Source organism: Kaistia sp. MMO-174 (genome assembly GCF_037147815.1).
Classification (GTDB): Bacteria; Pseudomonadota; Alphaproteobacteria; order Rhizobiales; family Kaistiaceae; genus Kaistia; species Kaistia nematophila.
The window spans coordinates 16700-40003 of the sequence record NZ_JBBCUO010000008.1 but is presented as its reverse complement, the minus strand read 5'-3'; the positions used below and the strand labels follow the sequence as shown (position 1 = coordinate 40003).

Annotated in this window: 23 protein-coding genes; 12 read left to right on the top strand and 11 right to left on the bottom strand. The window is 67.9% G+C overall.

Translation table 11 applies throughout. The annotated features are described in order from the left end of the window. Nucleotides 1-184: 184 nt before the first annotated feature. Both rpmB and WFK98_RS25835 read left to right on the top strand, forming a co-directional pair. Nucleotides 185-487, top strand: coding sequence for a 50S ribosomal protein L28 (rpmB, locus tag WFK98_RS25840; RefSeq protein ID WP_266340519.1), 303 nt, complete (start codon nt 185-187; stop codon nt 485-487). 4 nt (nt 488-491) lie between these two features. Then, nucleotides 492-1133 carry a queuosine precursor transporter gene (locus WFK98_RS25835; protein ID WP_420909660.1) on the top strand — a complete coding sequence of 214 codons (642 nt, stop codon included), beginning with the start codon at nt 492-494 and terminating at the stop codon, nt 1131-1133. Nucleotides 1134-1196: 63 nt separating this feature from the next. Here WFK98_RS25835 and WFK98_RS25830 read toward each other — a convergent pair whose 3' ends face one another. From WFK98_RS25830 to WFK98_RS25810, 5 genes are all read right to left on the bottom strand, one after another. Next, nucleotides 1197-1910: a DNA helicase gene (locus WFK98_RS25830; RefSeq protein WP_336802317.1), complete on the bottom strand. Its 714-nt coding sequence runs from the start codon at nt 1908-1910 to the stop codon at nt 1197-1199. Between the two features lie 204 nt (nt 1911-2114). Then, nucleotides 2115-3149, bottom strand: coding sequence for an esterase-like activity of phytase family protein (locus WFK98_RS25825; RefSeq protein ID WP_336802316.1), 1035 nt, complete (start codon nt 3147-3149; stop codon nt 2115-2117). Further along, a complete protein-coding gene (cobT, locus tag WFK98_RS25820; protein ID WP_266340523.1) occupies nt 3146-5050 on the bottom strand; it encodes a cobaltochelatase subunit CobT in 1905 nt (634 codons plus the stop codon). The genes WFK98_RS25825 and cobT overlap by 4 nt, the downstream gene beginning before the upstream one ends. 201 nt (nt 5051-5251) lie before the next feature. Then, nucleotides 5252-6238, bottom strand: coding sequence for a cobaltochelatase subunit CobS (gene cobS / locus WFK98_RS25815; protein WP_266340524.1), 987 nt, complete (start codon nt 6236-6238; stop codon nt 5252-5254). A gap of 99 nt (nt 6239-6337) precedes the next feature. Beyond that, complete coding sequence (locus WFK98_RS25810; RefSeq protein ID WP_266340525.1) at nt 6338-6961, bottom strand: J domain-containing protein; 624 nt, start codon at nt 6959-6961, stop codon at nt 6338-6340. Nucleotides 6962-7030: 69 nt separating this feature from the next. Between WFK98_RS25810 and WFK98_RS25805 the strand changes: the two genes are divergently transcribed. Then, nucleotides 7031-7294, top strand: a complete 264-nt coding sequence (locus WFK98_RS25805; RefSeq protein ID WP_266340526.1) for a BolA family protein — start codon at nt 7031-7033, stop codon at nt 7292-7294. Nucleotides 7295-8029: 735 nt separating this feature from the next. On the opposite strand, the gene WFK98_RS25800 is transcribed toward WFK98_RS25805, so the two are convergent. From WFK98_RS25800 to WFK98_RS25785, 4 genes are all read right to left on the bottom strand, one after another. Beyond that, nucleotides 8030-9181, bottom strand: a complete 1152-nt coding sequence (locus WFK98_RS25800) for a murein L,D-transpeptidase family protein (RefSeq protein WP_336802315.1) — start codon at nt 9179-9181, stop codon at nt 8030-8032. A gap of 147 nt (nt 9182-9328) precedes the next feature. Continuing rightward, a complete protein-coding gene (locus tag WFK98_RS25795; protein WP_266340528.1) occupies nt 9329-10282 on the bottom strand; it encodes an acetyl-CoA carboxylase carboxyltransferase subunit alpha in 954 nt (317 codons plus the stop codon). A gap of 124 nt (nt 10283-10406) precedes the next feature. After that, nucleotides 10407-11366 carry a site-specific tyrosine recombinase XerD gene (gene xerD / locus WFK98_RS25790; RefSeq protein WP_266340529.1) on the bottom strand — a complete coding sequence of 320 codons (960 nt, stop codon included), beginning with the start codon at nt 11364-11366 and terminating at the stop codon, nt 10407-10409. Then, nucleotides 11366-11515, bottom strand: coding sequence for a hypothetical protein (locus WFK98_RS25785; RefSeq protein WP_266340530.1), 150 nt, complete (start codon nt 11513-11515; stop codon nt 11366-11368). Before WFK98_RS25785 ends, xerD begins: the two co-directional genes overlap by 1 nt. 232 nt (nt 11516-11747) lie before the next feature. On the opposite strand from WFK98_RS25785, the gene WFK98_RS25780 reads away from it, so the two are divergent. The 3 genes from WFK98_RS25780 (at nt 11748) to WFK98_RS25770 (ending at nt 14328) form a co-directional block, all read left to right on the top strand. Then, on the top strand, nt 11748-12353 hold the full coding sequence (locus tag WFK98_RS25780; protein WP_266340531.1) for a shikimate kinase: 606 nt from the start codon (nt 11748-11750) through the stop codon (nt 12351-12353). Nucleotides 12354-12363: 10 nt separating this feature from the next. Continuing rightward, complete coding sequence (gene aroB, locus WFK98_RS25775; RefSeq protein WP_336802366.1) at nt 12364-13488, top strand: 3-dehydroquinate synthase; 1125 nt, start codon at nt 12364-12366, stop codon at nt 13486-13488. Nucleotides 13489-13605: 117 nt separating this feature from the next. Continuing rightward, complete coding sequence (locus WFK98_RS25770) at nt 13606-14328, top strand: Crp/Fnr family transcriptional regulator (protein WP_336802314.1); 723 nt, start codon at nt 13606-13608, stop codon at nt 14326-14328. 410 nt (nt 14329-14738) lie between these two features. Here WFK98_RS25770 and secA read toward each other — a convergent pair whose 3' ends face one another. After that, nucleotides 14739-17465 (bottom strand): preprotein translocase subunit SecA, encoded by a 2727-nt coding sequence (secA, locus tag WFK98_RS25765; protein WP_266340534.1) that lies wholly within the window; start codon nt 17463-17465, stop codon nt 14739-14741. 296 nt (nt 17466-17761) lie between these two features. On the opposite strand from secA, the gene WFK98_RS25760 reads away from it, so the two are divergent. From WFK98_RS25760 to WFK98_RS25740, 5 genes are all read left to right on the top strand, one after another. Next, nucleotides 17762-18679, top strand: a complete 918-nt coding sequence (locus WFK98_RS25760; RefSeq protein WP_266340535.1) for a peptidylprolyl isomerase — start codon at nt 17762-17764, stop codon at nt 18677-18679. A 168-nt stretch (nt 18680-18847) separates the two neighbouring features. Further along, entirely contained in the window at nt 18848-20080 is a 1233-nt protein-coding gene (argJ, locus tag WFK98_RS25755) for a bifunctional glutamate N-acetyltransferase/amino-acid acetyltransferase ArgJ (RefSeq protein WP_336802313.1), read from the top strand. Nucleotide 20081: 1 nt separating this feature from the next. Next, the gene (locus WFK98_RS25750) at nt 20082-20834 is read left to right on the top strand and encodes a GNAT family N-acetyltransferase (RefSeq protein WP_336802312.1); all 753 of its coding nucleotides are present in this window, start codon (nt 20082-20084) and stop codon (nt 20832-20834) included. Nucleotides 20835-20851: 17 nt separating this feature from the next. Next, complete coding sequence (gene mutT / locus WFK98_RS25745; RefSeq protein ID WP_266340538.1) at nt 20852-21256, top strand: 8-oxo-dGTP diphosphatase MutT; 405 nt, start codon at nt 20852-20854, stop codon at nt 21254-21256. A 94-nt stretch (nt 21257-21350) separates the two neighbouring features. Beyond that, on the top strand, nt 21351-21530 hold the full coding sequence (locus WFK98_RS25740; RefSeq protein ID WP_266340539.1) for a Flp family type IVb pilin: 180 nt from the start codon (nt 21351-21353) through the stop codon (nt 21528-21530). Nucleotides 21531-21537: 7 nt separating this feature from the next. Here WFK98_RS25740 and WFK98_RS25735 read toward each other — a convergent pair whose 3' ends face one another. Then, complete coding sequence (locus WFK98_RS25735; protein ID WP_336802311.1) at nt 21538-22401, bottom strand: methyltransferase domain-containing protein; 864 nt, start codon at nt 22399-22401, stop codon at nt 21538-21540. Between the two features lie 122 nt (nt 22402-22523). Between WFK98_RS25735 and WFK98_RS25730 the strand changes: the two genes are divergently transcribed. Next, the gene (locus WFK98_RS25730; protein WP_336802310.1) at nt 22524-23273 is read left to right on the top strand and encodes a ComF family protein; all 750 of its coding nucleotides are present in this window, start codon (nt 22524-22526) and stop codon (nt 23271-23273) included. Nucleotides 23274-23304: the final 31 nt, after the last annotated feature.

The window sequence follows — 23304 nt, the reverse complement described above, 5'->3', positions numbered from 1 at the left end:
GATGATGCCCCCAAATCACATCGTGCGATTCTAGGTGATTTGCCCCGTCTTCGTCACTAGTCATCCCGCGCTGAATGCTTGACGGGCGAAGCTTCGGCCACTATGAGAAGGCCCACTTTCCGATACCCCTGCTGCGATCGAGGCCGAGACCGGCGCGTTGCGGCGGAATAGAAGGATTTTTGTTATGTCCCGTGTCTGCGAGTTGACCGGCAAGGCCGTTATGACCGGCAACACCGTCAGCCATGCCAACAACAAGGCCCGTCGCCGCTATCTGCCGAACCTCGTCAACGTGACGCTGATCAGCGACGCGCTCGGCCGCAGCTTCAAGCTGCGCGTTTCGGCTCACGGCCTGCGCTCGGTCGAGCACCGTGGCGGTCTCGACGCCTTCCTCGCCAAGGCCAGCGCTTCGGAGCTGTCCGATCGCGCCCTGACGCTGAAGCGCGCCATCGCCAAGAAGCTCGAACTCGACGGCGCTGCCGCCGCCTGAGGCTTTGATGATCAAGCCGGGTCACATCCTAGCGGCCGCCTTCATGGCGGCCGTTGTCGTTCTGTCGAATATCCTCGTCCAGTACCCGGTCGAGGCGACGGTTGGCCGACTCCAGCTCGCGGATCTCCTGACCTGGGGGGCGTTCACCTATCCGTTCGCCTTCTTCGTCAGCGACCTGACCAATCGCCGCTACGGCCCGCGCGTCGCGCGGCTGGTGGTGCTGGTCGGCTTCGTCTGCGCCGTCATCGTCTCGTTCAAGCTGGCGACGCCGCGTCTCGCGATCGCCTCGGGCACGGCCTATCTGGTGGGCCAGCTGCTCGACATCAGCCTGTTCGCGCGGCTGCGTCGGCAGGCCTGGTGGCGGGCGCCGCTGGCGGCCTCGGTCGTCGGCTCGGTGATCGACACTGCGATCTTCTTCACGCTCGCCTTTGCCCCGCTTGCGGCTTTCCTCGGCCCCAACGACGCCTTCGCGCTCGAATCGGCGCCGCTGCTCGGCGTGCTGTCGATCGCCGGGGCGCGCTGGATGTCTTGGGCGCTGGGCGACCTGACGGTGAAGCTCTGCGCGGCGCTGCTGCTGCTCGCGCCCTATCGCGCGCTGATGCGCTTCGTGCTCGCCTTCCCCGAGCCGCAGCGCAGCCCGGCCTGAGCCGTCGCCTCCCTTTCGAGAAATGAAGAGCCCCGCAATTTGCGGGGCTTTTCTTTTTTGGGCTCAGTTCGCGGCCTGGAAGCGGATTTCGCCCTGGTTCAGGAAGCAGGTCTTGTCGAACAGCGCGAGATCGAGCGGATTGGGCAGGCGGACGTCATCGAGGTCCGGAAACGGCTTCTCCGCCGGGTCATAGGCGCGGTCGATCTGGGCGATGAAGACCAGGATCAGCCCGCGCTCGCGGGCAAACGACCGCAGCGCCCGGACCTGCGTCATCAGGTCGGGATTGTCGCGCCGCTGGTCGAGCAGTTGCAGATAGTCGATGACGGCGAGCGTGCCGCGCGGCGCGGTGGAGAGTTCCGCCATGATGTAGCCGGCATGGATGGCGTCGGACGCGTCGAAGGCGAAGCGACCATCGGCGAGCATCGCCTCGGCACCGATCGCCCGCAGCCGGTCGGCAATCTCGGCGTCGGTATATTCGAGCGTGAAGAGCCGGCCGGGATGGCCCGCCTTCACCGCCTCGGCGGCGAGCGCGAGGCTCATCAGCGTCTTGCCCTGGCGCGGGCGGGCGCCGACCAGGACGAGGTCGCCGGGCACGAGCCGGGCGAACAGCCTCGCCGCCGGCGAGCGCGCGGCGGCCCTTGCCGCGAGCAGGCTCCAGGCGTCGAAGCCCTCGCCGGCGGCAATCCGGTCGAGCGCCGCGTGCAGCGGAATGCCCTCCCGGCGGGAGAGCAGCCTGGCGTTTCGCTTCAGCTGGTGGATGGGCGCGGAAAATCGCATGGCGCAAACCTCCTATTGCGAGCCGGAATCGCAACCCCTCCTTATGCGCGCGCTCGAACAGTCGGTTCGACGGGGATCTCGGGCGCCCTGCATGAAAGATGCTGTCCCGATGGAGGGGGGAGGCGCGGGCCGCGCCGGAATCGGAGCATAGCCGATGCCGCGCCGGCCGGAAACCGGGCGCCGTTGGTCGCCGGGAAAAACGGGTCAGTTGACGGCGGTGCCCGCCGAACCGCCCGGGCCCTGCCAGATGAATTCGAGGATCAGCGTCCGCTGCAGGATGCTGAGATTGTCGTCCGACACCAGCGTGATGCGGGCGCGGCCCTGCTCGTCGGTGGTGACGGCGAGGCTTTCCATGTTGTCGATCTGGTTCAGCATGTCGGCCTGCATCACCACCGGGCCGTCGACGAGCGCGCCGGGGCGGATGCTGTCGCCGGCGATTCGGCGCAGCCGCATGCCGACGCCGAAGGGCATGATGACCCGCCGCTCCAGCAGCAGCAGGTCGCCATTCGGCAGGAAGGCGCCGTCGGTGACGTCGAAATCGTCGCTGCGGACGACGCTGAAGGCGCCGGCGAGCGGGCCGCGCACGATCCAGGAGCGATGATTGCCCTTCCTGTCGAGCGAGCGCTCCGAGACCAGCACGGGCGAACCCGCCAGCGGTCCCTCTGCGGGCGCCAGCGCCACCGTCTCGAGGCCGCGATTCTTGACCAGCCCGGTTGCCGAGCGTGGCAGCTTCACCGGCTCGGGCCTCGCCAGAGACAGGTCCGGATTGGCGCGGTAAAGCCGCAGTTCGTTGGTCTGCTCGAACGAGACATAGGCCGCTTCCCGGCCGTCGATCGTCGTCAGCCGCAAGCCTTCCGCGTCGGCGTTGCGCTTGGCGCCGAGCGGGTTGCCCTTGCCGTTCAGCATCGGCGCCCATTCGGCGTCGCGGATGCCGACCAGCCGGCCTTCCTCGCGCTCCAGCGTGCCGCGGAACCAGTAGCCATTGTCGGAGATCGCCACGAAGCTCTTGCCGTCGGGCCTGAAATCGATGCCGGAGAGGCCGCCGAAGGCGCGGTTGGTCGAGTTCAGCGTCAGCCCGCCGGCGAATTCGAACTCGCCGAACCGGGTCTGGCTGCGGCCGATCAGGAAATAGTCGATCCGCGCCGTGCGGACCGGCTCCGGCACGAAGCCGGCGGCCAGTGCGATGCCGGCCGATCCGGCCAGGATCATCGCACAGACGGCCGCCAGCGCCTTCTTCATCGCGTTCCGGTCCGCCGTCTCGGCGCGGCGCGGCGCACCGGCGTCTGGTGCTCGTCGAAGAGCTCGGCCAGCTTCTCGGTCATCGCGCCGGCCAGTTCCTCGGCGTCGACGATGGTGACGGCGCGGCGGTAGTAGCGCGTCACGTCATGGCCGATGCCGATGGCGATCAGCTCGACCGGCGAACGGTTCTCGATCTCGTCGATGACGAAGCGCAGGTGGCGTTCGAGATAGTTGCCGGTGTTGACCGACAGGGTCGAATCGTCGACCGGCGCGCCGTCCGAGATCATCATCAGGATCTTGCGCTGCTCCGGCCGCGCCAGCAGGCGCTGATGCGCCCAGTCGAGCGCCTCGCCGTCGATGTTCTCCTTCAGCAGGCCTTCGCGCATCATCAGGCCGAGATTGCGCCGCGCGCGCCGCCATGGGGCGTCGGCCGCCTTGTAGATGATGTGGCGCAGATCGTTGAGGCGGCCCGGCGCCGCGGGCTTGCCTGCCTGCAGCCACGCCTCGCGCGACTGGCCGCCCTTCCAGGCGCGCGTCGTGAAGCCGAGGATCTCGACCTTGACGCCGCAGCGCTCCAGCGTCCGCGCCAGGATGTCGGCGCAGGTGGCGGCGACCGTGATCGGCCGTCCGCGCATCGAGCCGGAATTGTCGAGCAGCAGCGTCACCACTGTGTCGCGGAAGTTCGTGTCCTTCTCGATCTTGAACGAGAGCGGCTGCATGGGGTCGGTGACGACGCGGTGCAGCCGCGCCGGATCCAGCATTCCCTCCTCGCGATCAAAATCCCAGGAGCGGTTCTGCTGCGCCATCAGCCGGCGCTGCAGGCGGTTCGCCAGGCGGCCGACCGCGCCCTGCAGGTTGGCGAGCTGCTTGTCGAGGAAGCCGCGCAGCCGGTCGAGCTCGGCCGGATCGCAGAGATCCTCGGCCTTGATCGTCTCGTCGAAGCGGGTGGTGAAAGCCTTGTAGTCGACGGTCGGCCAGGCGTTGGAGAAGGGGCTGTCCTGCCGCTTCGCCTCGCCCGCGTCGCGCGCGTCCTCGACGTCCTCGCCGTCGGAATCGTCCTCGGCGCCGGCTTCGGTCGTCTCGGTCTCGCCGGCCTCGGCCTCGTCGCCCGTCGTCTCGGCTTCTTCGGCGGCGTCGCTGTCGGCCTGATCGGCCTGGTCGGACGCGTCGTCCTTCTCGGAGCCCGAATCCTCGGAGGCGTCGTCGCCCTGGTCCTCGTTGTCGTCGTTCTCGCCCTTGCCGAGTTCCTCGGCCATGTCGAGCGAGGCGAGCAGCGAGCGCACGGCGGAGGCGAACTGCTTCTGGTCGCCGAGCGCGGTGGAGAGGCGGTCGAGATTGGCGCCGGCCTTCTCCTCGATCCAGTCGCGCCAGAGGTCGACGATCTTCTCGGCCGAATGGGGCGGCTTCTGCCCGGTCAGCTTCTCGCGCACGAGCAGGGAGACCGCGTCTTCCAGCGGCGCTTCCGACTGCTCGGTGATCTCGTGGAAATTGCCGCGGTGATAGCGGTCCTCGAGCATGGCGGCGAGGTTGCCGGCGACGCCCTCCATCCGCCGCGCGCCGATCGCCTCGACGCGCGCCTGCTCGACCGCGTCGAAGATGGCGCGGGCGTTCTTGCCCTCGGGCGCCACGGCGCGGTGGATCGCCTCGTCATGGCAGGCGAGCCGCAGCGCCATGGAATCGCCGAGGCCGCGCGTGACGGCGATCTCGGCGGCGGTGGGCTTGCGGGCCGGCTCCGGCAGGCGGGCGCGCAGGCCCGTCAGGATCGGCCGGTCGTTGGAGAACGAGACTTCCAGCTCCGGCTTGCCGGAAATGGCGCGCACGCAGCCGGCGACCGCGCGCTTGAACGGCTCGGTCGCCGCCTCGCCGGGCTTCTGTCTCGGGTCGCTGTTGCTGCCGCTCATCTTCGCTTCCTTCTCCCTCGCCCGCCTTTCGCGAGGGAGGGGAGTGGGGGTCTCGGGTGCCGGTAACGGCGCCGGACCGCGCTGATCTTACGCGCAGATCCGGGCCGAGGGCTATGGACCGAACGGGCGAGGGGGCCGGCACGAATGTGCGAGCCCCGCCTGTCCTTCACCCGCGCTATCGGCGCGGGCCAGGGGCTCGCCTCAGCTCAGAACCACGTTCGCGGCCGACTCGACCAGCTCTTCGCCAAAGGCGCGCTGGTAGAATTCCGCCACCAGCGAACGCTCGAGCTCATCGCACTTGTTCAGGAAGGTGACGCGGAACGCGAAGCCGATGTCGCCGAAGATTTCGGCGTTCTCGGCCCAGGTGATGACCGTGCGCGGGCTCATGACGGTCGACAGGTCGCCGTTGATGAAGGCCGAGCGGGTCATGTCGGCGAGGCGGACCATGCGGCCGACGATGGCGCGGCCCTTCGGATCGGCGAAGTGCTTCGCCTTCGAGACGACGATGCCGACCTCGTTGTCGTGCGGCAGGTAGTTCAGCGTGGTGACGATGGACCAGCGGTCCATCTGCGCCTGGTTGATCTGCTGCGTGCCGTGATAGAGGCCGGAGGTGTCGCCGAGGCCGACCGTGTTGGCGGTGGCGAACAGGCGGAAGGCGGGGTGCGGGCGGATGACGCGGTTCTGGTCGAGCAGCGTCAGGCGGCCGGAGGATTCGAGCACGCGCTGGATCACGAACATCACGTCCGGGCGGCCGGCGTCATATTCGTCGAAGACGAGCGCGATGTTGTGCTGGTAGGCCCAGGGCAGGATGCCGTCGCGGAATTCCGTGACCTGCAGGCCGTCCTTGATGACGATGGCGTCCTTGCCGATCAGGTCGATACGGCTGATGTGGCTGTCGAGATTGACGCGGACCGCCGGCCAGTTGAGGCGCGCCGCCACCTGCTCGATATGGGTCGACTTGCCGGTGCCGTGATAGCCGGTGACCATGACGCGGCGGTTGCGGGCGAAGCCGGCCAGGATGGCGAGCGTGGTGGTGCGGTCGAACAGGTAGTCCGGATCGGCGTCCGGCACGTGCTCATTCGGCTCCGAATAGGCGGGCACCTGCATGTCGGAATCGATGCCGAAGACGTCCCGGACGGAAATCGTCGTATCGGGCAGGGCGGTGCGATCAGTCGTCGTCTCAGTCATGTCTGCTCCGTCGCATCCAGCGGACGCTTGCGGTCGGGTTCAAGGCGGGAGGGCCAAACTCAAAGTCTCCCGCGGGCGCGGGCGGTGGGTGCGCTTCTTCTAGCAGAAGCCGGCCGCCTTGAGAAAGTTATATGCCTGAATGATTTCCGCCAGCTTGTCCTCGTAGCTGCGGTCGCCGCCATTGGCGTCGGGGTGGTAGATCTTCACCAGCGACTTGTAGCGCGACTTGATCTCGACGCTGGTCTCGGTGCCGTTCAGCTCCAGCGTATCGAAGGACTTGCGCTCCAGCGTCTTGATGTGGCGCTTCGGCTTCTCCGGCTCGCGGGCGCGGCCGGCGGTGCCGTCGAACATGTCGAACGGGTCCTGCACGCCGCCGCTCCAGTCGCGGGTGGCATGGCTGCGGACGCGCTCGCGCTGCTCGCCGGCGCTGTTGACGCCCATCGTCCAGGTCGGGCGATGGCCGGTCAGCGAATCCTTCTGGTAGGCGGCGATGTCGTCGTCGCCCATGCCGGAGAAGTAGTTGTAGCTCTTGTTGTAGAGGCGCACGTGGTCGATGCAGAAATGGTGGAACTGGCCTTCGCGGTTCCGCCCCTTCGGCGCCTTGTGCGTGCCTTCGGCTTCGCAGCCCGCCCAGGCGCAGCGCTGCGCGGCCGGTCTTGCAGCCGTCTTTCCGGACGCCGGTTTGATCCGGATCCCGTCGAACAATTTTGAATCGAGCTTCATCATGCGATTATGGTAGCCACCCCGTCGACGGACAAGGCGATGTTTCGCCGGAGTGACGGAGGTTTCTCAATGAACACGAAAGAGCGGATTATGTCGGCGCTGGCAAGCGCCCTGTCGCCGCAGAGCCTAGATGTGATCGACGAGTCGCATTTGCACAAGGGCCATGCCGGGCACCGCGAGGAAGGCGAAACGCATTTTCGCGTGAGGATCACGGCCGAGGCGTTCCGCGGCAAGAGCCGCGTCGATATCCACCGGACCATCAACGCCATCCTCGCCGACGAGCTCGCCGCCGGCGTCCACGCCCTCGCCATCCAGGCCAAGGCGCCGGACTAGCCTTCCGTTGTCCACCTTCGCCGGCTGGTAGCCGCCGCCATAGGTCCGCCGGTTGCTGGCCCGCCGTTCGCTGGCCGCAGGGCGGCTGAGGTTGTTGGCCGGCCGCCGTCTTTTTGCGCCGGCCCCGTCCCACGCTCCGCCGTCATCCCGGGCGAAGACCCGGGATCCATCCAGCCGCGAAGCCGGGAACCGAGACGCCCAACGCCTCGGCGGCCTGGATTCCTGCTTTCGCAGGAATGACGGCGAGGGTGGGGCGAGGCAGGAGCCCGTACGGCGAGGGCGGCGAGAGGCAGGAACCCGTGCGGCGAGAGGCAAGCGCTTCGGCGAGACGGACGGCAGTGGCCCATTTCGTGGGCCGGCCGCCGTCCTTTTGCGCCGGCCCCATCCCGCGCTCCGACGTCATCCCGGCCTCCGAGCCGGGATCCATCCAGCCGTGAAGCCGGGAACTAAAACGCCGGATGCCTCGGCGGCATGGATTCCTGCTTTCGCAGGAATGACGATGAGGGTGGGGCGAGCGGTGAGGGTGGGTGGAAAGGACGGCATTCACCTCTCCCATGGGGAGAGGTCGACGGCCGCAGGCCGGCGGGTGAGGGGTTCAAGCCTCACCTGAGGGATCGCAGCCCCTCACCCGGAGCTGCGCTCCGACCTCTCCCCATGGGAGAGGTGAGGGGATCAGGCTCGCCCCGATGGAAGAGACCTGCCTTGCCGCGCTTGGGCGGGCGACAACCGCCAGCCTTACGACGGCTGGCGCTTCTTGAACTTGTCCCAGAAGCTCGGCTTCTTCTCGACCGGGGCCGGGCCATAGGCATCGGCGGCCGGGTCGGCCGTCATCCGGATCGGGGAGGGCACCGGCAGCGGCATTTCGGGCGCCGGGACGCCGTCGATCGCCATCGAGGCTGCATTGGCGGCCGTGGCAGCCGGGTCGGCGACCGGGGTGTAGGCAGCCGGAGCCGAGGCGACCGCCTCGGCGTCGGCGGAAGCCTGGCGGGCGGCGGCGTCGGCCGCGGCCTTCGAGGCGGCGACCTGATCCTGGCCGTCGAGCTTGGCGGCGGTTGCGAGGAAGATCTGCTGGTCCTTCGCCTGCTTCTGCTTCACCGCGGCGTCGAGCCATTCCGGCACGCGCATGCTGGCGGGGCAGGCGGCCGAGGCGTTCAAGGCAGCGCCACCGGTATCGACGTCGAACACGTAGCGCTTGTCGCATACGCCGACGACGGGCGGCTTGCGCGTCACCTCGAAATGGTCGTTGCCTTCCTTCAGCATCCGCCAGAACGGCATGTTCGGGTCGTTGCGATGGCGGGCCATGTTCTCGGCCGTCATGCGGAACGGATAGAGGTGGACCTCGAAGGCGCGCTGGCCGCCGATGAAGGCGTCGCGGGCGAGCCAGTAGATCTCGCCGGCGGATTCGTCCGTCATCGAGTAGCAGCCGGCCGACGAGCAGGCGCCATGCACCATCAGGCTGTTGCCGGTGCGGCCCCAGGCGTCGTCATAGGCGTTGGGGAAGCCGATGTTGAACGACAGGTAATATTTGGAGTTCGGGTTCATCTGGCCGGGCTTGACCGTGTAGAACCCTTCCGGCGCCTGGCGGTCGCCCTCCTTGACCTTCGGGCCGAGCTTGCCGGACCATTTGCAGATTTCGTAGGTCTTCAACAGGCCATAGGTGCCGTCGCGGCGCTGCTTCCAGACCTCGAACTCGGACGTTTCCTTGAAGGAGCGGATATAGACCGGCGCCTTCGGGTCCATGTTCAGCTGCTCCATCTTCGCCTTCAGCTTGGCGGGGAGCGGCTTCAGATGCTTGGGAGTGCCGTCCTGGCAGGCGGCAAGCGCCAGGCCCACCGCGATGAGCAGCGCGGCCTTGCGAAGGCGGGAGAAAAACGCGGAACCTGGCATGAACACCCCTGCGGGGCTCCGCTGCCCTCAGGCGATGCGACCCCGTCCCGTCTCTGCACGACCGCGCGCCTTCCCCAGGATCCTTCCCGAAGGGGACGCGCGGACCGAATCAGCTACTCGTTAGACGTGAAGACGGGCAGAATCGTGTCAAAGCGACCGGCCGATCGCAAGGAACTTCTCGCGACGCTGGCGCTTGATGTCCGCTTCCGACTGGCCCTCGAACGAGGCCAGCGCGTGCTCGATCGCGTTGCCGGCGGCGTCGATCGCCGCTTCGGGATCGCGATGCGCGCCGCCCATCGGCTCTGCGACCACCTCGTCGATGACGCCGAAGCGGAACAGGTCCTGCGCGGTGATCTTCATGTTGGTTGCCGCGTCCTGAGCGCGGCTGCCGTCGCGCCAGAGGATCGAGGCGGCGCCTTCCGGCGAGATTACGCTGTAGATCGAGTGCTCCATCATCAGCACGCGATTCGCGGTGGCGATCGCGATCGCGCCGCCGGAGCCGCCTTCGCCGATGATCAGGGAGACGTTCGGCGTGCCGAGGCCGAGCGCAGCCTCGGTCGAGCGCGCGATCGCCTCGGCCTGACCGCGTTCCTCGGCGTCGATGCCGGGATAGGCGCCGGCGGTGTCGACCAGCGCGATCACCGGCAGCGAGAAGCGCTCGGCCAGTTCCATGATGCGCACGGCCTTGCGATAGCCCTCGGGCCGGGCCATGCCGAAATTGTGGCGCAGCCGCGTCTCGGTGTCGTGGCCCTTTTCCTGGCCCATGACGGCGACCGGGCGGCCGCGGAAGCGGCCGAAGCCCGCGATGATCGCCTGGTCCTCGGCGAACTTGCGGTCGCCGGCGAGCGGCGTGAAGTCGGTGATCAGCCGCTTGGCGTATTCGACGAAATGCGGCCGGTCGGGATGGCGCGCCACCTGGGTCTTCTGCCAGGGCGTCAGCTTCGCGTAGATCTCGGCGAGGGCCTGGCCGGCCTTCGCCTCGAGCCGCGAGATCTCGTCGCCGACAGCGACGGCATCGCCCTTCTCGGCCATGGCGCGGAGTTCCTGCACCTTGCCCTGGAGATCGGCGACGGGTTTTTCGAATTCAAGAAAGGTTCGCATCCAGACCTTCAAGCCGTACAAACATGGCTATATGCGGGCGGCCGGACAGACCTCCCTGAAAGTGGCCGCACACTGGCCGTTAGCCCCGGCGGTGTCAAGCTGACGCGCGCGGCGCACGAGGAAGTTACGACTTCGCCAGCGGGTGATGCTCGGCGACGAGCGCCCGAAGCCGCTCCTCCAGCACATGGGTATAGATCTGCGTGGTTGAAATATCCGCATGCCCCAATAATTGCTGGACGATCCGCAAATCGGCGCCGTTCTGCAGCAGGTGGCTGGCGAAGGCGTGGCGCAGGACATGCGGCGACACGCGGGCCGAGGCGATGCCGGCGGCGGCGGCGAGCTCCTTCAGGTCGCGGGCGAAGGCCTGGCGGGTCAGCGTGCCGCTTTCGCCGAAGGAAGGAAACAGCCACTGGCCGCTCGGCGCCTTGCCCTCGTGCTCGGCGCGCAGCGCCACGTAGCGGGAGATCGCCTCCCGGGCGCGGGCCGTCAGCGGCACCATGCGCTCCTTGTTGCCCTTGCCGCGCACCATCAGCGCCCTGAGGTCGGCGCGCGCCGCCGAGGCGGGCAGCGCCACCAGCTCGGAGACGCGCATGCCCGAGGCATAGAGCGTCTCCAGCAGGGCGGCGAGGCGGGCGGCGCGCAGCTGCGCGGCCGGCGTCTTCGCCAGCGACACGGCGCCTTCCGCCGTCTCCAGCAGCCGGTCGACCTCGGCCTCCGACAGCACCTTCGGGATCGGCACCTTGCGCTTCGGGCCCTCGACGATGCCGGACGGGTCGTCGCCGCGCACGCCCTCGGCGAACAGGAAGCGGTGCAACTGGCGCAGCGCCGAGAGCCGGCGCGCGGCGGAAGAGGCGGCGAAGCCGCGCACCTCGAGATCGACCAGATAGGCGCGCACGTCGGCGAGCGCCGCGCGCTCGAAGTCGAGCCCGTGGCCGACGAGGAAATCGGCATAATCCTCGAGATCGCGGCGATAGGAGCTGAGCGTATGCGGCGAGGCGCCGCGCTCGGCGCTCATCATCTCCAGGAAGGCCTCGAGATGGTGCATTCCGGCGAGCGAGCGCCCGCCTTTCGACTTCGCCGTCATCATTGTTCCTGCAGCAGCCTGTCGGTCGGGACCCGCACGGTGATCTCGCGCGGCGTCGGCTGCACGAAGGTTGCGAGCGCGAACACGGCAGCGTAGCCGGCGAGCGCAAGCAGGATGCAGGCGATGATGAAGCGCGACAGTGTCGGCATGAACCGGCCACGGACCTCGGGACGACGTTAAGAGGTTATGGTCATGGCGGGGTGGGTCTGGCAAGGGCGGGCGACGGCCGCAGCCGCGCCGAAATGGCCTTCCGTCACGTCGTCCCGGTCGATTCCGGCGCCTCTTCGGCCTCTCTCCCCATTGCCGGCGGCCGGAATGCTTGACAGCGTCGCCCGGGTCCGGTTCTACCTCGGCAGAGGCTGGACGAGGAGCTGCGGAACCATGATCGAGAGCATCGTTCCAGAACATGAGAGCACCGCGCCGGAGGCGACGCTGGTCCGCCTTCTGGGCCCGCGCGCCATCGTTCTGGTCGGCCTGATGGGCGCCGGCAAGACCTCGGTCGGCAAGCGCATCGCCGCCAAGCTGCACCTGCCCTTCGTCGACGCCGACGCCGAGATCGAGAAGGCGGCCGACGCGACCATTCCCGAAATCTTCGCCCAGCATGGCGAGGCCTATTTTCGCGACGGCGAGCGGCGGGTGATCCGTCGCCTGCTCGACGGCAATCCGAAGGTGCTCGCCACCGGCGGCGGCGCCTTCATGAACGACGAGACCCGCGCTGCGATCCTCGAGGGCGCGGTTTCGATCTGGCTGCGCGCCGAGCTCGACGTGCTGATGGCGCGGGTGCGCAAGCGGGCCAACCGGCCGCTGCTGCAGAACCCCGATCCCGAGGGCACGATGCGCCGCCTGATGGCCGAGCGCGACCCCGTCTATTCCGAGGCGAACGTCCACATCCTGTCGCGCGACGTGACGCATGAAATCGTCGCCGACGAAACCATCGAAGCTCTGCTCGCCTTCCTGGCGGCGGAGACCCCTGCGCAAGAAAGCTGACTGCACGATGATTTCCGCCGAAGCCTCGGTCACCACCTCGGTCCGCGTTGCGCTCGGCGACCGCGCCTATGACATCCTGATCGGCCGCGGCCTGATCGCCGAAGCCGGCCGCGCGATCGCCGAACGCCTGCCCAGGGTGCGGGCCGCGATCGTGACCGACGAGACGGTTGGCGGGCTGCATCTCGCCGGCCTGACCGCGTCGCTCCAGGCCGCCGGCATCGACAGCGTGCCGATCGTGGTCGCTCCCGGCGAAGGCTCGAAGAACTTCGCGACGCTCGAAACCGTCGTCCGCGCCATTTTGGCCGCGCGGCTGGAGCGCGGCGACATCGTCGTCGCCTTCGGTGGCGGCGTCGTTGGCGACCTTACCGGCTTCGCGGCGGCGATCACCCGGCGCGGCATGCGCTTCGTCCAGATCCCGACCTCGCTGCTCGCCCAGGTCGACAGCTCCGTCGGCGGCAAGACCGGCATCAATACCGCCGAGGGCAAGAACCTCGTCGGCAGCTTCCACCAGCCCGATCTCGTCATCGCCGACACCGGCATCCTCGACACGCTCTCCCCGCGCGAATTCCGCGCCGGTTATGCCGAGGTCGCCAAATACGGCCTGATCGACGACCCCGCCTTCTTCGCCTGGCTGGAGCAGAACTGGCAGGGCATCCTTTCCGGCGGGCCGGAGCGCGAGCACGCGGTGGCGACGAGTTGCCGGGCCAAGGCCAAGGTGGTCGCGGCCGACGAGCACGAGACGGGCGAGCGGGCGCTGCTCAATCTCGGCCACACCTTCGGACATGCGCTGGAATCGGCCACCGGCTATTCGCAGCGCCTCGTGCATGGCGAGGGCGTCGCGATCGGCATGGTGCTGGCGCACGAATTCTCCGCCCGCATGAATCTCTGCTCGCCGGATGACGGCATCCGCGTCGAGGCGCATCTGAAGGCGGTCGGCCTCCCGACCCGGCTTTCCGACGTGCCGGGCGGGTTGCCCGATGCGCAGGATCTGATGAAGCGGATCGCCCAGGACAAGAAGGTGTCGCGCGGCACGCTGACCTTCATCCTGACCCATGGCGTCGGCAAGGCCTTCATCGCCAAGGACGTGCCCCCGGCCGCCGTCGAGGCCTTCCTGAACGACAAGCTGGCGGGCTGAGGCGCCATCGCAGCCCCCGGAAACGGGGGCTTACTTTTGGCCGCGATGTTCTAGACTGCGGATGCGAGCCATGCCGGCGGATGCCGATCCGTCGGCCCCTTCGCGCGGAGACGGGTCGTGTTTGACATTCTCGAAACGTTCGGCGGCTGGTACGACCTGCCGGCCCATATCGGCTATCTGCTGTTCGCGGTCTCGATGTTCCTGACGAACATCTTCTGGCTGCGCATCCTGCTGATCGTCTCGCTGGCGTTCCAGATCGTCTATTTCGCCATGGCGGGCGGCGCGCTCTATACCGGCATCGGCTGGAACATCGTCTTCATCCTGATCAACGCCTATCGCCTCGTCTCGCTGATGCAGGCGCGCCGTCGGCTCGGCAAGGCGACCGGCGGCCATCTTCTCGGCGCCGGCGCCGACGAGGTGGTGATCGACGCGGCCAACAGCCTGGACGACACCCAGATCGAAGAGCTGATCCGCCTCGGCGAGGTCTACGACCTCGCGCCCGGCGCGCCGCTCACGACCGAAGGGGAGCCGGTCGACTGGTTCTATCTCGTCACGGCCGGCCATGCCGTCGTCATGGTCGATGACGCCGAGGTCGCCCGCATCCATCCGGGCGAGTTCGTCGGTGAGATCTCCTTCCTGACCGGCATCGCGGCGACGGCGACGGTTCGCGCCTCCGAGCGGCTGACAGTGATCGCGCTCGACCGCGAAAAGCTCGCCCGCGCCTGCGCCGAGGATGCGCGACTCTCGGCCGCCGTCCACCAGGTCATCGGCAACGCGCTCGCCCGCAAACTCGTCGTCGCCAACCAGCGCCGCGCGACGAAGACGCCCCAGCCGGCGTAGTTTTCGAAGCGACCAGGGCGGCGATGTCGGGAAAACCCTCACCCCGACCCTCTCCCGCGAGCGGGAGAGGGGGCTCGCCTGCGCCTTTGACAGCTATGGCTCCACGTCGATGACGGTCGCCGGCAGAAAGCCCTCGCCCGCTTGCGGGAGAGGGTAGGGTGAGGGTCTTGCTCGCACTTGTGGTTCGCCGTCACCCCATCCTCGCCATCATTCCTGCGAAAGCAGGAATCCATGCCGCCGAGGCATGGGTCATTTCGGCTCCCGATGTCGCGGCTGAATGGATCCCGGCGCGGGGGCTGGGATGACGGCAGAGCGTGGGCGGAGGTTCGCGCCAGCAGGCGGAATTCGGCCAGCAAAAAGCCCGGCACGTCGCCGTGCCGGGCTTTTTCATTCAGGACCTGTGGGCCGCCTCAGGCGAGCTTGCCGTGGCAGTGCTTAAACTTCTTGCCCGAGCCGCAGGGGCAGGGGGCGTTGCGCTGCAGGCGGCTCCAGGTCGACGGGTCGTTCGGATCGACGCCGAGCGCGGCGAAGCCGGCGGCCGCGTCCGCGCTTTCCAGCAGCGGCCGGTCGTCGAACTCGTTCTCGCCCGAGAGCGGGTCGAGATGCATCGCCTGCAGATTGTCCATGTCCAGATCATCGGGCGCCAGCGGCGGCGACTGCATGATCTCGACGCGCATCATCTGCGCCGTGACCGCCTCGCGCAGGCTCTGCAGCATGCCCTCGAACAGCTCGAAGGCCTCGGTCTTGTACTCGTTCAGCGGGTCGCGCTGGGCGTAGCCGCGGAAGCCGATGACCTGGCGCAGATGGTCGAGAGTGACCAGGTGCTCGCGCCACAGATGGTCGAGCGTCTGCAGCAGCACGGCCTTTTCGACCTGGCGCATGACGGTCGGCGAGAAGCGCTCGGTGCGGGCGGCGGCGGCTTCGTCACCGGCCTTCTGCACGCGCTCCAGCACTTCGGCGTCGGCAATGCCTTCCTCGGCCGCCCAGGCCTCGATCGGCAGGTCGAGATTGACCGCCGTCTGCAGCGCCTCGTGCAGTCCCTTGGCGTCCCACTGCTCGGGATAGGCCTTTTCCGGGATGTGCTTGGCGACGAGGCCGGCGATCACCTCGTTGCGCATGTCGTCGACGGTGGAGGCGACGTCTTCCTCGGCCATGAGCTCGACGCGCTGGTCGAAGATGACCTTGCGCTGGTCGTTCATGACGTCGTCGTATTTGAGCAGGTTCTTGCGGATGTCGAAGTTGCGCGCCTCGACCTTCTGCTGCGCCTTTTCCAGCGCCCGGTTGATCCAGGGATGGACGATCGCCTCGTCCTCCTTGAGGCCGAGCTTCTGCAGCATGCCGTCCATGCGCTCCGAGCCGAAGATGCGCATCAGGTCGTCCTGCAGCGACAGGAAGAAGTGCGAATGGCCGGGGTCGCCCTGGCGGCCGGAACGGCCGCGCAGCTGGTTGTCGATGCGGCGGCTTTCATGCCGTTCGGTGCCGATGACGTAGAGGCCGCCGGCGGCGATCGCCTTGGCTTTCAGAACCTCGATTTCGGCCTTGATCTCCTCGATGCGGCGATTGCGCTCGGCTTCGTCCTGGATTTCGCCCAGTTCGCGCTCCATGCGCATTTCGAGGTTGCCGCCGAGTTTGATGTCGGTGCCGCGGCCGGCCATGTTGGTGGCGATCGTGACGGCGCCGGGCACGCCGGCCTGGGCGACGATATAGGCTTCCTGTTCGTGATAGCGGGCGTTCAGCACCTGGTGCGGGACCTTCTCCTTCTTCAGGAGCTCCGACAGCAGTTCCGACTTTTCGATCGAGGTCGTGCCGACGAGGACCGGCTGGCCGCGCTCGGCGCAATCCTTGATGACGCGGATGATCGCCTTGTACTTCTCGCCCGCCGTCCGATAGACCTCGTCGTCATCGTCGATGCGCTGGACGGGCACGTTGGTCGGGATCTCGACGACCTCGAGGCCGTAGATGTCGGCGAATTCGGCCGCTTCCGTCTGCGCCGTGCCGGTCATGCCGGCCAGCTTCTCGTACATGCGGAAATAGTTCTGGAAGGTGATCGAGGCCAGCGTCTGGTTTTCCGGCTGGATCTTGACCTTTTCCTTCGCTTCCAGCGCCTGGTGCAGGCCTTCCGAATAGCGGCGGCCCGGCATCATGCGGCCGGTGAACTCGTCGATGATGACGACCTCGTCGTCCTTGACGATATAGTCCTTGTCGCGCTGGAACAGGCGGTGCGCGCGCAGCGCCTGGTTGATGTGATGGACGACGGTGACGTTCTCGACGTCATAGAGCGACTCGCCCTTCAGCAGCCCGGCCTGGGTCAAAAGCTGCTCGAGCTTCTCGTTGCCGGCCTCGGTGAAGTTGGCGGTGCGCTGCTTCTCGTCGATCTCGTAGTCTTCCGGCACCAGCGAGGGGATGAAGGTGTCGATCGTGTTGTAGAGCTCCGAGCGGTCGTCGAGCGGGCCGGAGATGATCAGCGGCGTGCGCGCCTCGTCGATCAGGATCGAGTCGACTTCGTCGACGATCGCGTAGTGATGCGGGCGCTGCACCATCTGGCCGAGCTCGTACTTCATGTTATCGCGCAGATAATCGAAGCCGAACTCGTTGTTGGTGCCGTAGGTGATGTCGCAGGCGTAAGCCGCGCGGCGCTGGTCGTCGTCGAGGCCATGCACGATGACGCCGACCGACAGGCCGAGGAAGCGGTAGAGCCGGCCCATCCATTCGGCGTCGCGCGAGGCGAGGTAGTCGTTGACGGTGACGACGTGGACGCCCTTGCCGGTCAGCGCGTTCAGGTAGACCGGCAGCGTCGCCATCAGCGTCTTGCCTTCGCCGGTCTTCATTTCCGAGATGGAGCCGTCGTTCAGCACCATGCCGCCGATCATCTGCACGTCGAAGTGGCGCATGCCGAGCGCGCGCTTGGCGCCCTCGCGGACGGTGGCGAAGGCGGGGACCAGCAGGTCGTCGACGGTCTTGCCGCCGGCGATCTCGCGCTTGAACTGTTCGGTGCGGGCGCGAAGCTGGTCGTCGGAGAGCGCCGACATTTCGGCTTCCAGCGCGTTGATCTGCGCGACGACGGGCCGATAGCCCTTGACGCGGCGGTCATTGGCCGAGCCGAAAATTTTGCGCGCAAGCGAACCGAGACCGACCATGGGCCATCCTTGATGTTGGGTCCGGCCCGCTCAAAGAAGGCAAGGGGCGCCGGGTTCGTGTTGTCGGCGCGATCGCTGCGACGAAGGCCGGAAACCGTTAGGCGCGCCGTCACCTCTCACAGCGTTCTGGACGCCGAGTTCCGAGACAGATAAGAGGGGGCACAAGGGTTGTCAACGTGGACGACCAGCGGTTCCATGCCCGGAAAATGCCGGAATTGCAGCGGATCCACGCACGTGATCGTGAGGAACTGGCTATGCTCTTCACTTCTCTCTCCGTAACGGAACAGGACAAGTCCATGAAGTCTCGTGTCGCAACTTCCCTTACGGCCTTGCGCGGGCCTGCTTTGGCCGTGCTCGGCCTGATGGCGCTGGCGGCACCCGCCGTGGCCCAGGACGCCGCGCCGGCTGCGGCGCCGGCCGCCGCGCCCGCCGCTCCGGTCGATCCGAAGGCCGTCGTCGCCACCGTCAACGGCAAGCCGATCACCGAAGCCGACCTGACGCTGGCCGGCGAGGACTTCTCCGAGGAACTGGCGAAGGTCGCTCCCGACCAGCGCCGCAAGGCGATCCTCGACGTGCTGATCGACCTGCGCCTGATGGCGGGCGCCGCCGAGAAGGACGGCCTCGACAAGTCGGAGGAGTTCCAGCGCCGGCTCGATCTGCTGCGCGCCCGCGCGCTTCGCAACGAGTTCTTCCGCGCCAAGGTCGATCTCGCCGTGACCGACGAGGCGGTCAAGAAGCGCTATGAGGCCGAGATCGCCAAGATCGTGCCGGAAGAGGAAGTCCACGCCCAGCACATCCTGGTCGAGACCGAGGACGAGGCCAAGGCGATCATCAAGGAGCTCGACAAGGGCGGCGACTTCGCCAAGCTCGCGGCCGAGAAGTCGAAGGACCCCGGCTCCGCCAAGATGGGCGGCGACCTCGGCTTCTTCACCAAGGGCAAGATGATCAAGGAGTTCGAGGACGCGGCGTTCGCGCTCGAGCCCGGCAAGTACACCGAGAAGCCGGTCAAGACGCAGTACGGCTTCCACATCATCAAGTCGGTCGAGAAGCGCAAGCAGCCGCTGCCGACCTATGATCAGGTCAAGGACCAGGTTCGCCAGCTCGTGCTGCGCGACACCTTCGTCGACACGGTCGCGGGCCTGCGCAAGGACAGCAAGGTCGATATCGTCGACCCGGCTCTGAAGGCCGCCCCGGACGCGCAGCCGGCGCAGTAAACTCTGCCGTAGGGTTAACGGATTGCTAACGGAAGGGCCGGACATCGTTCCGGCCCTTTTGCATTTGAGGATGGCCGCCGTTCCCTCCCGACGCTCCGAAACGGCTTGCGCGTGACAGGCGGTTCGGGCACAGGGAGGGCCTCCTTTGCCCGAAACCGCCGAGGCATCATGTCCACTGCCGTCTCCCCGCTCGCCGTCCCCTTTCCCGACATGCCGCCGATCGAGGGCGTCCGCTTCGCGACCGCTGAGGCTGGTATCAAGTACAAGAACCGCCTCGACGTCTTCCTGGCGCTGTTCGCGGAAGGCACCACCGTCGCCGGCGTGTTCACCACGTCGAAATGCCCGTCGGCGCCGGTCGACTGGTGCCGGGACTCGCTGAAGGGTGGCACCGCCCGGGCGCTGCTGGTCAATTCCGGCAACGCCAACGCCTTCACCGGCAAGAAGGGCCGCGAGACCACCGGTCTGCAGGGCGAGCTGGCCGCCAGGGTCGCCGGCTGCCGGCCGGACGAGGTCTTCCTCGCCTCGACCGGCGTGATCGGCGAGCCGCTCGACGCGCAGAAATTTGCCGCGGTCCTGCCGGACGCCGCCGCCCGCGCCGCCGACGGCCCCTGGGTCGACGCCGCGCGCGCCATCATGACCACCGACACCTTCCCGAAGGGCTCTACCCGCAAGGTCAAGCTCGGCGCCGCGACGGTCACGATCAACGGCATCGCCAAGGGCGCCGGCATGATCGCCCCCGACATGGCGACCATGCTCTCCTTCGTCGCCACCGACGCCGCCATCGCCGCCCCCGTGCTGCAGGCGCTGCTTTCGAAGGGCGTCGTGGGCAGCTTCAATTCCGTCACCGTCGACAGCGACACCTCCACCTCCGACACGCTGCTCCTCTTCGCCACCGGCAAGGCCGCCGGGGCGGAGGTGATCACCGACGCCGCCGACCCGCGCCTCGCCGATTTCGCCAGGGCGCTCGACGAGGTGCTGCTCGACCTCGCCATCCAGGTGGCGCGCGACGGCGAGGGCGCCCGCAAGCTGATCGAGGTCCGCGTCGAGGGCGCCGTCTCCGACGCCTCCGCCAAGCGCATCGCGCTGTCGATCGCCAATTCGCCGCTGGTCAAGACGGCGGCGGCCGGGGAGGACGCCAATTGGGGTCGCGTCGTCATGGCCGTCGGCAAGGCCGGCGAGCCGGCCGACCGCGACCGCCTGTCGATCTCCTTCGGCGAAACTCGCGTCGCCTTCGAGGGCGAGCGCGACCCGGCCTATTCAGAGGCCGTCGCCTCCGCCTACATGAAGAACAAGGAAATCGTCGTGACGGCCGAGATCGGCCTCGGCGAGGGCAGGGCCACCGTGTGGACCTGCGACCTGACCAAGGAATATGTCGCGATCAATGGCGATTATCGGAGCTGACGTGGCCACGCTGCCGTCTATCCTCGGCATCGAGGCTGCTTGTCTTTCCGCCTGGCCGGCCGTCGGCAATGTGCATGACGGCGCCTGGATCTGGCGCTTCGCGCATGGCTATTCGAAGCGTTCGAACTCGTTCCAGAGCCTCGACCCGGAGGATGAGGACGAGGCCGAGCGCCGGATCGCCTATCTCGCGGCGCTGTCGACCCGCCATGGCATCGAGCCGGTGTTCCGCGTGACGCCGCTTGCCGGCGCACGGGTGCTGGACGCGCTCGACCACGCCGGCTGGACGGAGTTCGAGGAAAGCCGCGTGCTGGCGATGGACCTGCATGGCGCCGCCTTCGAGCCGACCGGCGATATACGCTACTTCAACCCGATGGATCCCCGCTGGTATCGCGCCCAGTCCGTGCTGAGCCAGGCCTCCGCCAAGGAGGTCGAGACGCTGAAGATCCTGCTCGGCCTGGTCGCGCCGGAAGCGCGCGGCATCGTCTGCTATGCGCCGGACGGCACGCCGGCGGCCGCCGCGCTCGCCGTCAACGCCTGCGGCATCGGCGTGTTCCTGAATGTCGTCACCGACCGGGCGAGGCGGCGTCAGGGCTATGGCGCCTCGGTCATGCGGGCCGCCCTCGGCTGGACGCTGGAGAATGGCGCGACCGCGGCCGCGATCCAGGTGACATCCGAGAATGCCGCTGCGATCGCCCTCTATGAAGGCCTCGGCTTCGTCGAGCAGTATCGCTATCACTATCGCCGTCCGGCCTGATCTCCCGCGAGGTTCTGATGACACGCCGCCTGCTTCTCGTCGTCGCCTGCGCGCTGGTCGATGCCGACAACCGCATCCTGATCGCGCAGCGGCCGGAGGGAAAAGCTCTTGCCGGCCTCTGGGAGTTTCCCGGCGGCAAGGTCGATGCCGGCGAGACGCCGGAAGACGCGCTGATCCGCGAGCTGCGTGAGGAACTCGGCGTCGAGACCAAGACGGCCTGCCTGGCGCCGCTTACCTTCGCCAGCCACACCTATGACGACTTCCACCTCCTGATGCCGCTCTATGTCTGCCGGCGCTGGACGGGCTTCCCGCGCAGCCTCGAGGGGCAGGCGATCAAGTGGGTGCGCGCCAAGCAGTTGCGTGACTATCCGATGCCACCGGCCGACGAGCCGCTGATCGCGCCGTTAATCGAGCTTTTATGAGTTTGCGCGAGGCTCCCGCCTGAAGGTGCCGCGCGTCGCGGCACCGTGAGGACGGGGGGCAGGGCCCTGCCGTCCCGACGGCAAGGCGTAGTCGATGCGTGCGGCCTCTGGTCCTTCCCTGTTTCGCCTGCTGCGCGCCCGTCGCGGGGCGGTCGCCATCGAGTACGGGCTGATCATCGGCGTCATCGTGCTGGCGCTGGTCGCCGTGACCTTCACCGGCGGCGGCATCGTCTCGCTCTATGAGCGCGCCGTCGCGCTCGCCGCCGAATCCTGACGCTTCCTCAGTCCGACGATCCCTCGCGTTCCTTCCGCGCCGCCTCGAGCGCATCGGCGAGGCGCATCTTGGCCGAGCCGGGCTTCAGCGGCTTCTGCTGGCTTTCATGCGGCGCCCAGCCGGAAAGGGCGATCAGCTCGAACGTCGCGCGAACGCGGCCGTCGGCGTCCGCATAGCGTTCGGCATAGAGCGTGGCGGCCCGGGCGAGGATCGCGCGGGTGAGCGGGCGCGGATCGCGCGCCGTCAGCGCATTGGTCGCCCCCATGGCGCGCAGGTCGCGCATCAGATGGAACATGCTGTCATAGCGCACGGTGAACCGGTCGGTGTCGGCCACCGGAAGGGCGAAGCCGGCCCGCTGCAGCAGCGCGCCGATGTCGCGGACATCGGCGAACGGGGCGACGCGTGGGGCGGCGCCGCCTCGGATGTCGCTCTCCGCCTCGGTCAGCACGGCGCGCAGCTCTTGCAGCGTGTCGCCGCCCACCAGCGTCGCCAGCAGCAGCCCGTCCGGCTTCAGCGCGCGCTTGATCTGGGCGAGCAGGCCCGGCAGGTCGTTGATCCACTGGAAGGAAAGCGCGCTGACGGCGAGATCGACCGATCCCGGCTCCAGCGGCAGCGCCTCGTTTTCGTCCGGCCGGACGCGCCGGACCGTGCCGCCCTGGCCGTGCGCCGCGAGCGCCGCGGCGAGCGCCGGCGACAGATCGCCGATGTCGGCCGCCTGCTCGAAGTGGCGGTTCACGGTCGACAGGCGGTCCATCAAATCGTCGATCGTGCGCGCGAGCAGGAAATCGCTGCCGGGGATGGCGAGCCGTTCGGCGCGGGCGCGGTGCAGCGCGAGCAGGCTTCGATCGAAGAGAATGGGGGCGCCGGCCATGGAGCAGCCTTCCTGATGGGTGTGGTCGCGGCGGTTATGGGACTCGCCGCCCTTCCGGTCAAAGCCGTTCTGCATTACGTTGCGTCATGCGAGAGGGCGCTGCGGTCGACAAATCGGCATGGTTGGCCTCGCTTCGGGCAGGTCTTGCGACTGCCGGGCGGTTCGCGCTGGATCTCGCGCTGCCGCCGGGCTGTCTCGCCTGCGGCCGGCCCGTCGCCAGCGCCGGGGCGCTCTGCGCCGGCTGCTGGGGCCGGCTGCGGCTGATCGAGCGGCCGTTCTGCCAGCGGCTCGCGATCCCCTTCGGCTACGACATCGGTCCCGACGCACTGTCGGCCGAGGCGATCGCAGATCCGCCGCCCTTCGATCGCCTGCGGGCCGTCGCGATCTATGACGAATTCTCCGGCCGCATCGTCCAGGGCCTGAAGTATCATGACCATACCGAGCTTGCTCGCTCCATGGCCGCCATGATGGCAAGGGCGGCTGACGATCTCGGAGTCGGGGCAGAGCTCGTCGCGCCGGTGCCGCTGCATCCGCGCCGGCTCTGGCAACGGCGATTCAACCAGTCGGCCATGATCGCGGCCGAGGTCGCGCGGCGGCTGGAAAAGCCGCATGTCCCCGATCTTGTCGACCGCATCAAGCCGACGCGCCGGCAGGTCGGATTAAGGGTTTCGGAACGCGCCGCCAATGTCCAGGGTGCCTTTCGCGTGTCGCCTGAAGCGCGGCAAAAGCTCGCCGGACGGCGGGTTCTCCTCGTCGACGACGTCTACACGACAGGGGCGACGGCCAAGGCCGTGACGCGGGCGCTTCTTCGCGGCGGAGCGGCCGCCGTCGACGTCGTCGTCTTCGCACGGGTTGTCGAAGGGCCCGGCTGAAGCCTATATAGGCGGCGCCCCATCATCAGGA

Coding starts and splice junctions, on each gene's coding strand:
- rpmB (WP_266340519.1), top strand. CDS start 185: ATGTCCCGTGTCTGCGAGTTGACCGGCAAGGCCGTTATGACCGGCAAC.
- WFK98_RS25830 (WP_336802317.1), bottom strand. CDS start 1,910: ATGCGATTTTCCGCGCCCATCCACCAGCTGAAGCGAAACGCCAGGCTG.
- WFK98_RS25825 (WP_336802316.1), bottom strand. CDS start 3,149: ATGAAGAAGGCGCTGGCGGCCGTCTGTGCGATGATCCTGGCCGGATCG.
- cobT (WP_266340523.1), bottom strand. CDS start 5,050: ATGAGCGGCAGCAACAGCGACCCGAGACAGAAGCCCGGCGAGGCGGCG.
- cobS (WP_266340524.1), bottom strand. CDS start 6,238: ATGACTGAGACGACGACTGATCGCACCGCCCTGCCCGATACGACGATT.
- WFK98_RS25810 (WP_266340525.1), bottom strand. CDS start 6,961: ATGAAGCTCGATTCAAAATTGTTCGACGGGATCCGGATCAAACCGGCG.
- WFK98_RS25805 (WP_266340526.1), top strand. CDS start 7,031: ATGAACACGAAAGAGCGGATTATGTCGGCGCTGGCAAGCGCCCTGTCG.
- WFK98_RS25800 (WP_336802315.1), bottom strand. CDS start 9,181: ATGCCAGGTTCCGCGTTTTTCTCCCGCCTTCGCAAGGCCGCGCTGCTC.
- WFK98_RS25795 (WP_266340528.1), bottom strand. CDS start 10,282: ATGCGAACCTTTCTTGAATTCGAAAAACCCGTCGCCGATCTCCAGGGC.
- xerD (WP_266340529.1), bottom strand. CDS start 11,366: ATGACGGCGAAGTCGAAAGGCGGGCGCTCGCTCGCCGGAATGCACCAT.
- WFK98_RS25785 (WP_266340530.1), bottom strand. CDS start 11,515: ATGCCGACACTGTCGCGCTTCATCATCGCCTGCATCCTGCTTGCGCTC.
- WFK98_RS25780 (WP_266340531.1), top strand. CDS start 11,748: ATGATCGAGAGCATCGTTCCAGAACATGAGAGCACCGCGCCGGAGGCG.
- secA (WP_266340534.1), bottom strand. CDS start 17,465: ATGGTCGGTCTCGGTTCGCTTGCGCGCAAAATTTTCGGCTCGGCCAAT.
- WFK98_RS25760 (WP_266340535.1), top strand. CDS start 17,762: ATGAAGTCTCGTGTCGCAACTTCCCTTACGGCCTTGCGCGGGCCTGCT.
- argJ (WP_336802313.1), top strand. CDS start 18,848: ATGTCCACTGCCGTCTCCCCGCTCGCCGTCCCCTTTCCCGACATGCCG.
- mutT (WP_266340538.1), top strand. CDS start 20,852: ATGACACGCCGCCTGCTTCTCGTCGTCGCCTGCGCGCTGGTCGATGCC.
- WFK98_RS25740 (WP_266340539.1), top strand. CDS start 21,351: ATGCGTGCGGCCTCTGGTCCTTCCCTGTTTCGCCTGCTGCGCGCCCGT.
- WFK98_RS25735 (WP_336802311.1), bottom strand. CDS start 22,401: ATGGCCGGCGCCCCCATTCTCTTCGATCGAAGCCTGCTCGCGCTGCAC.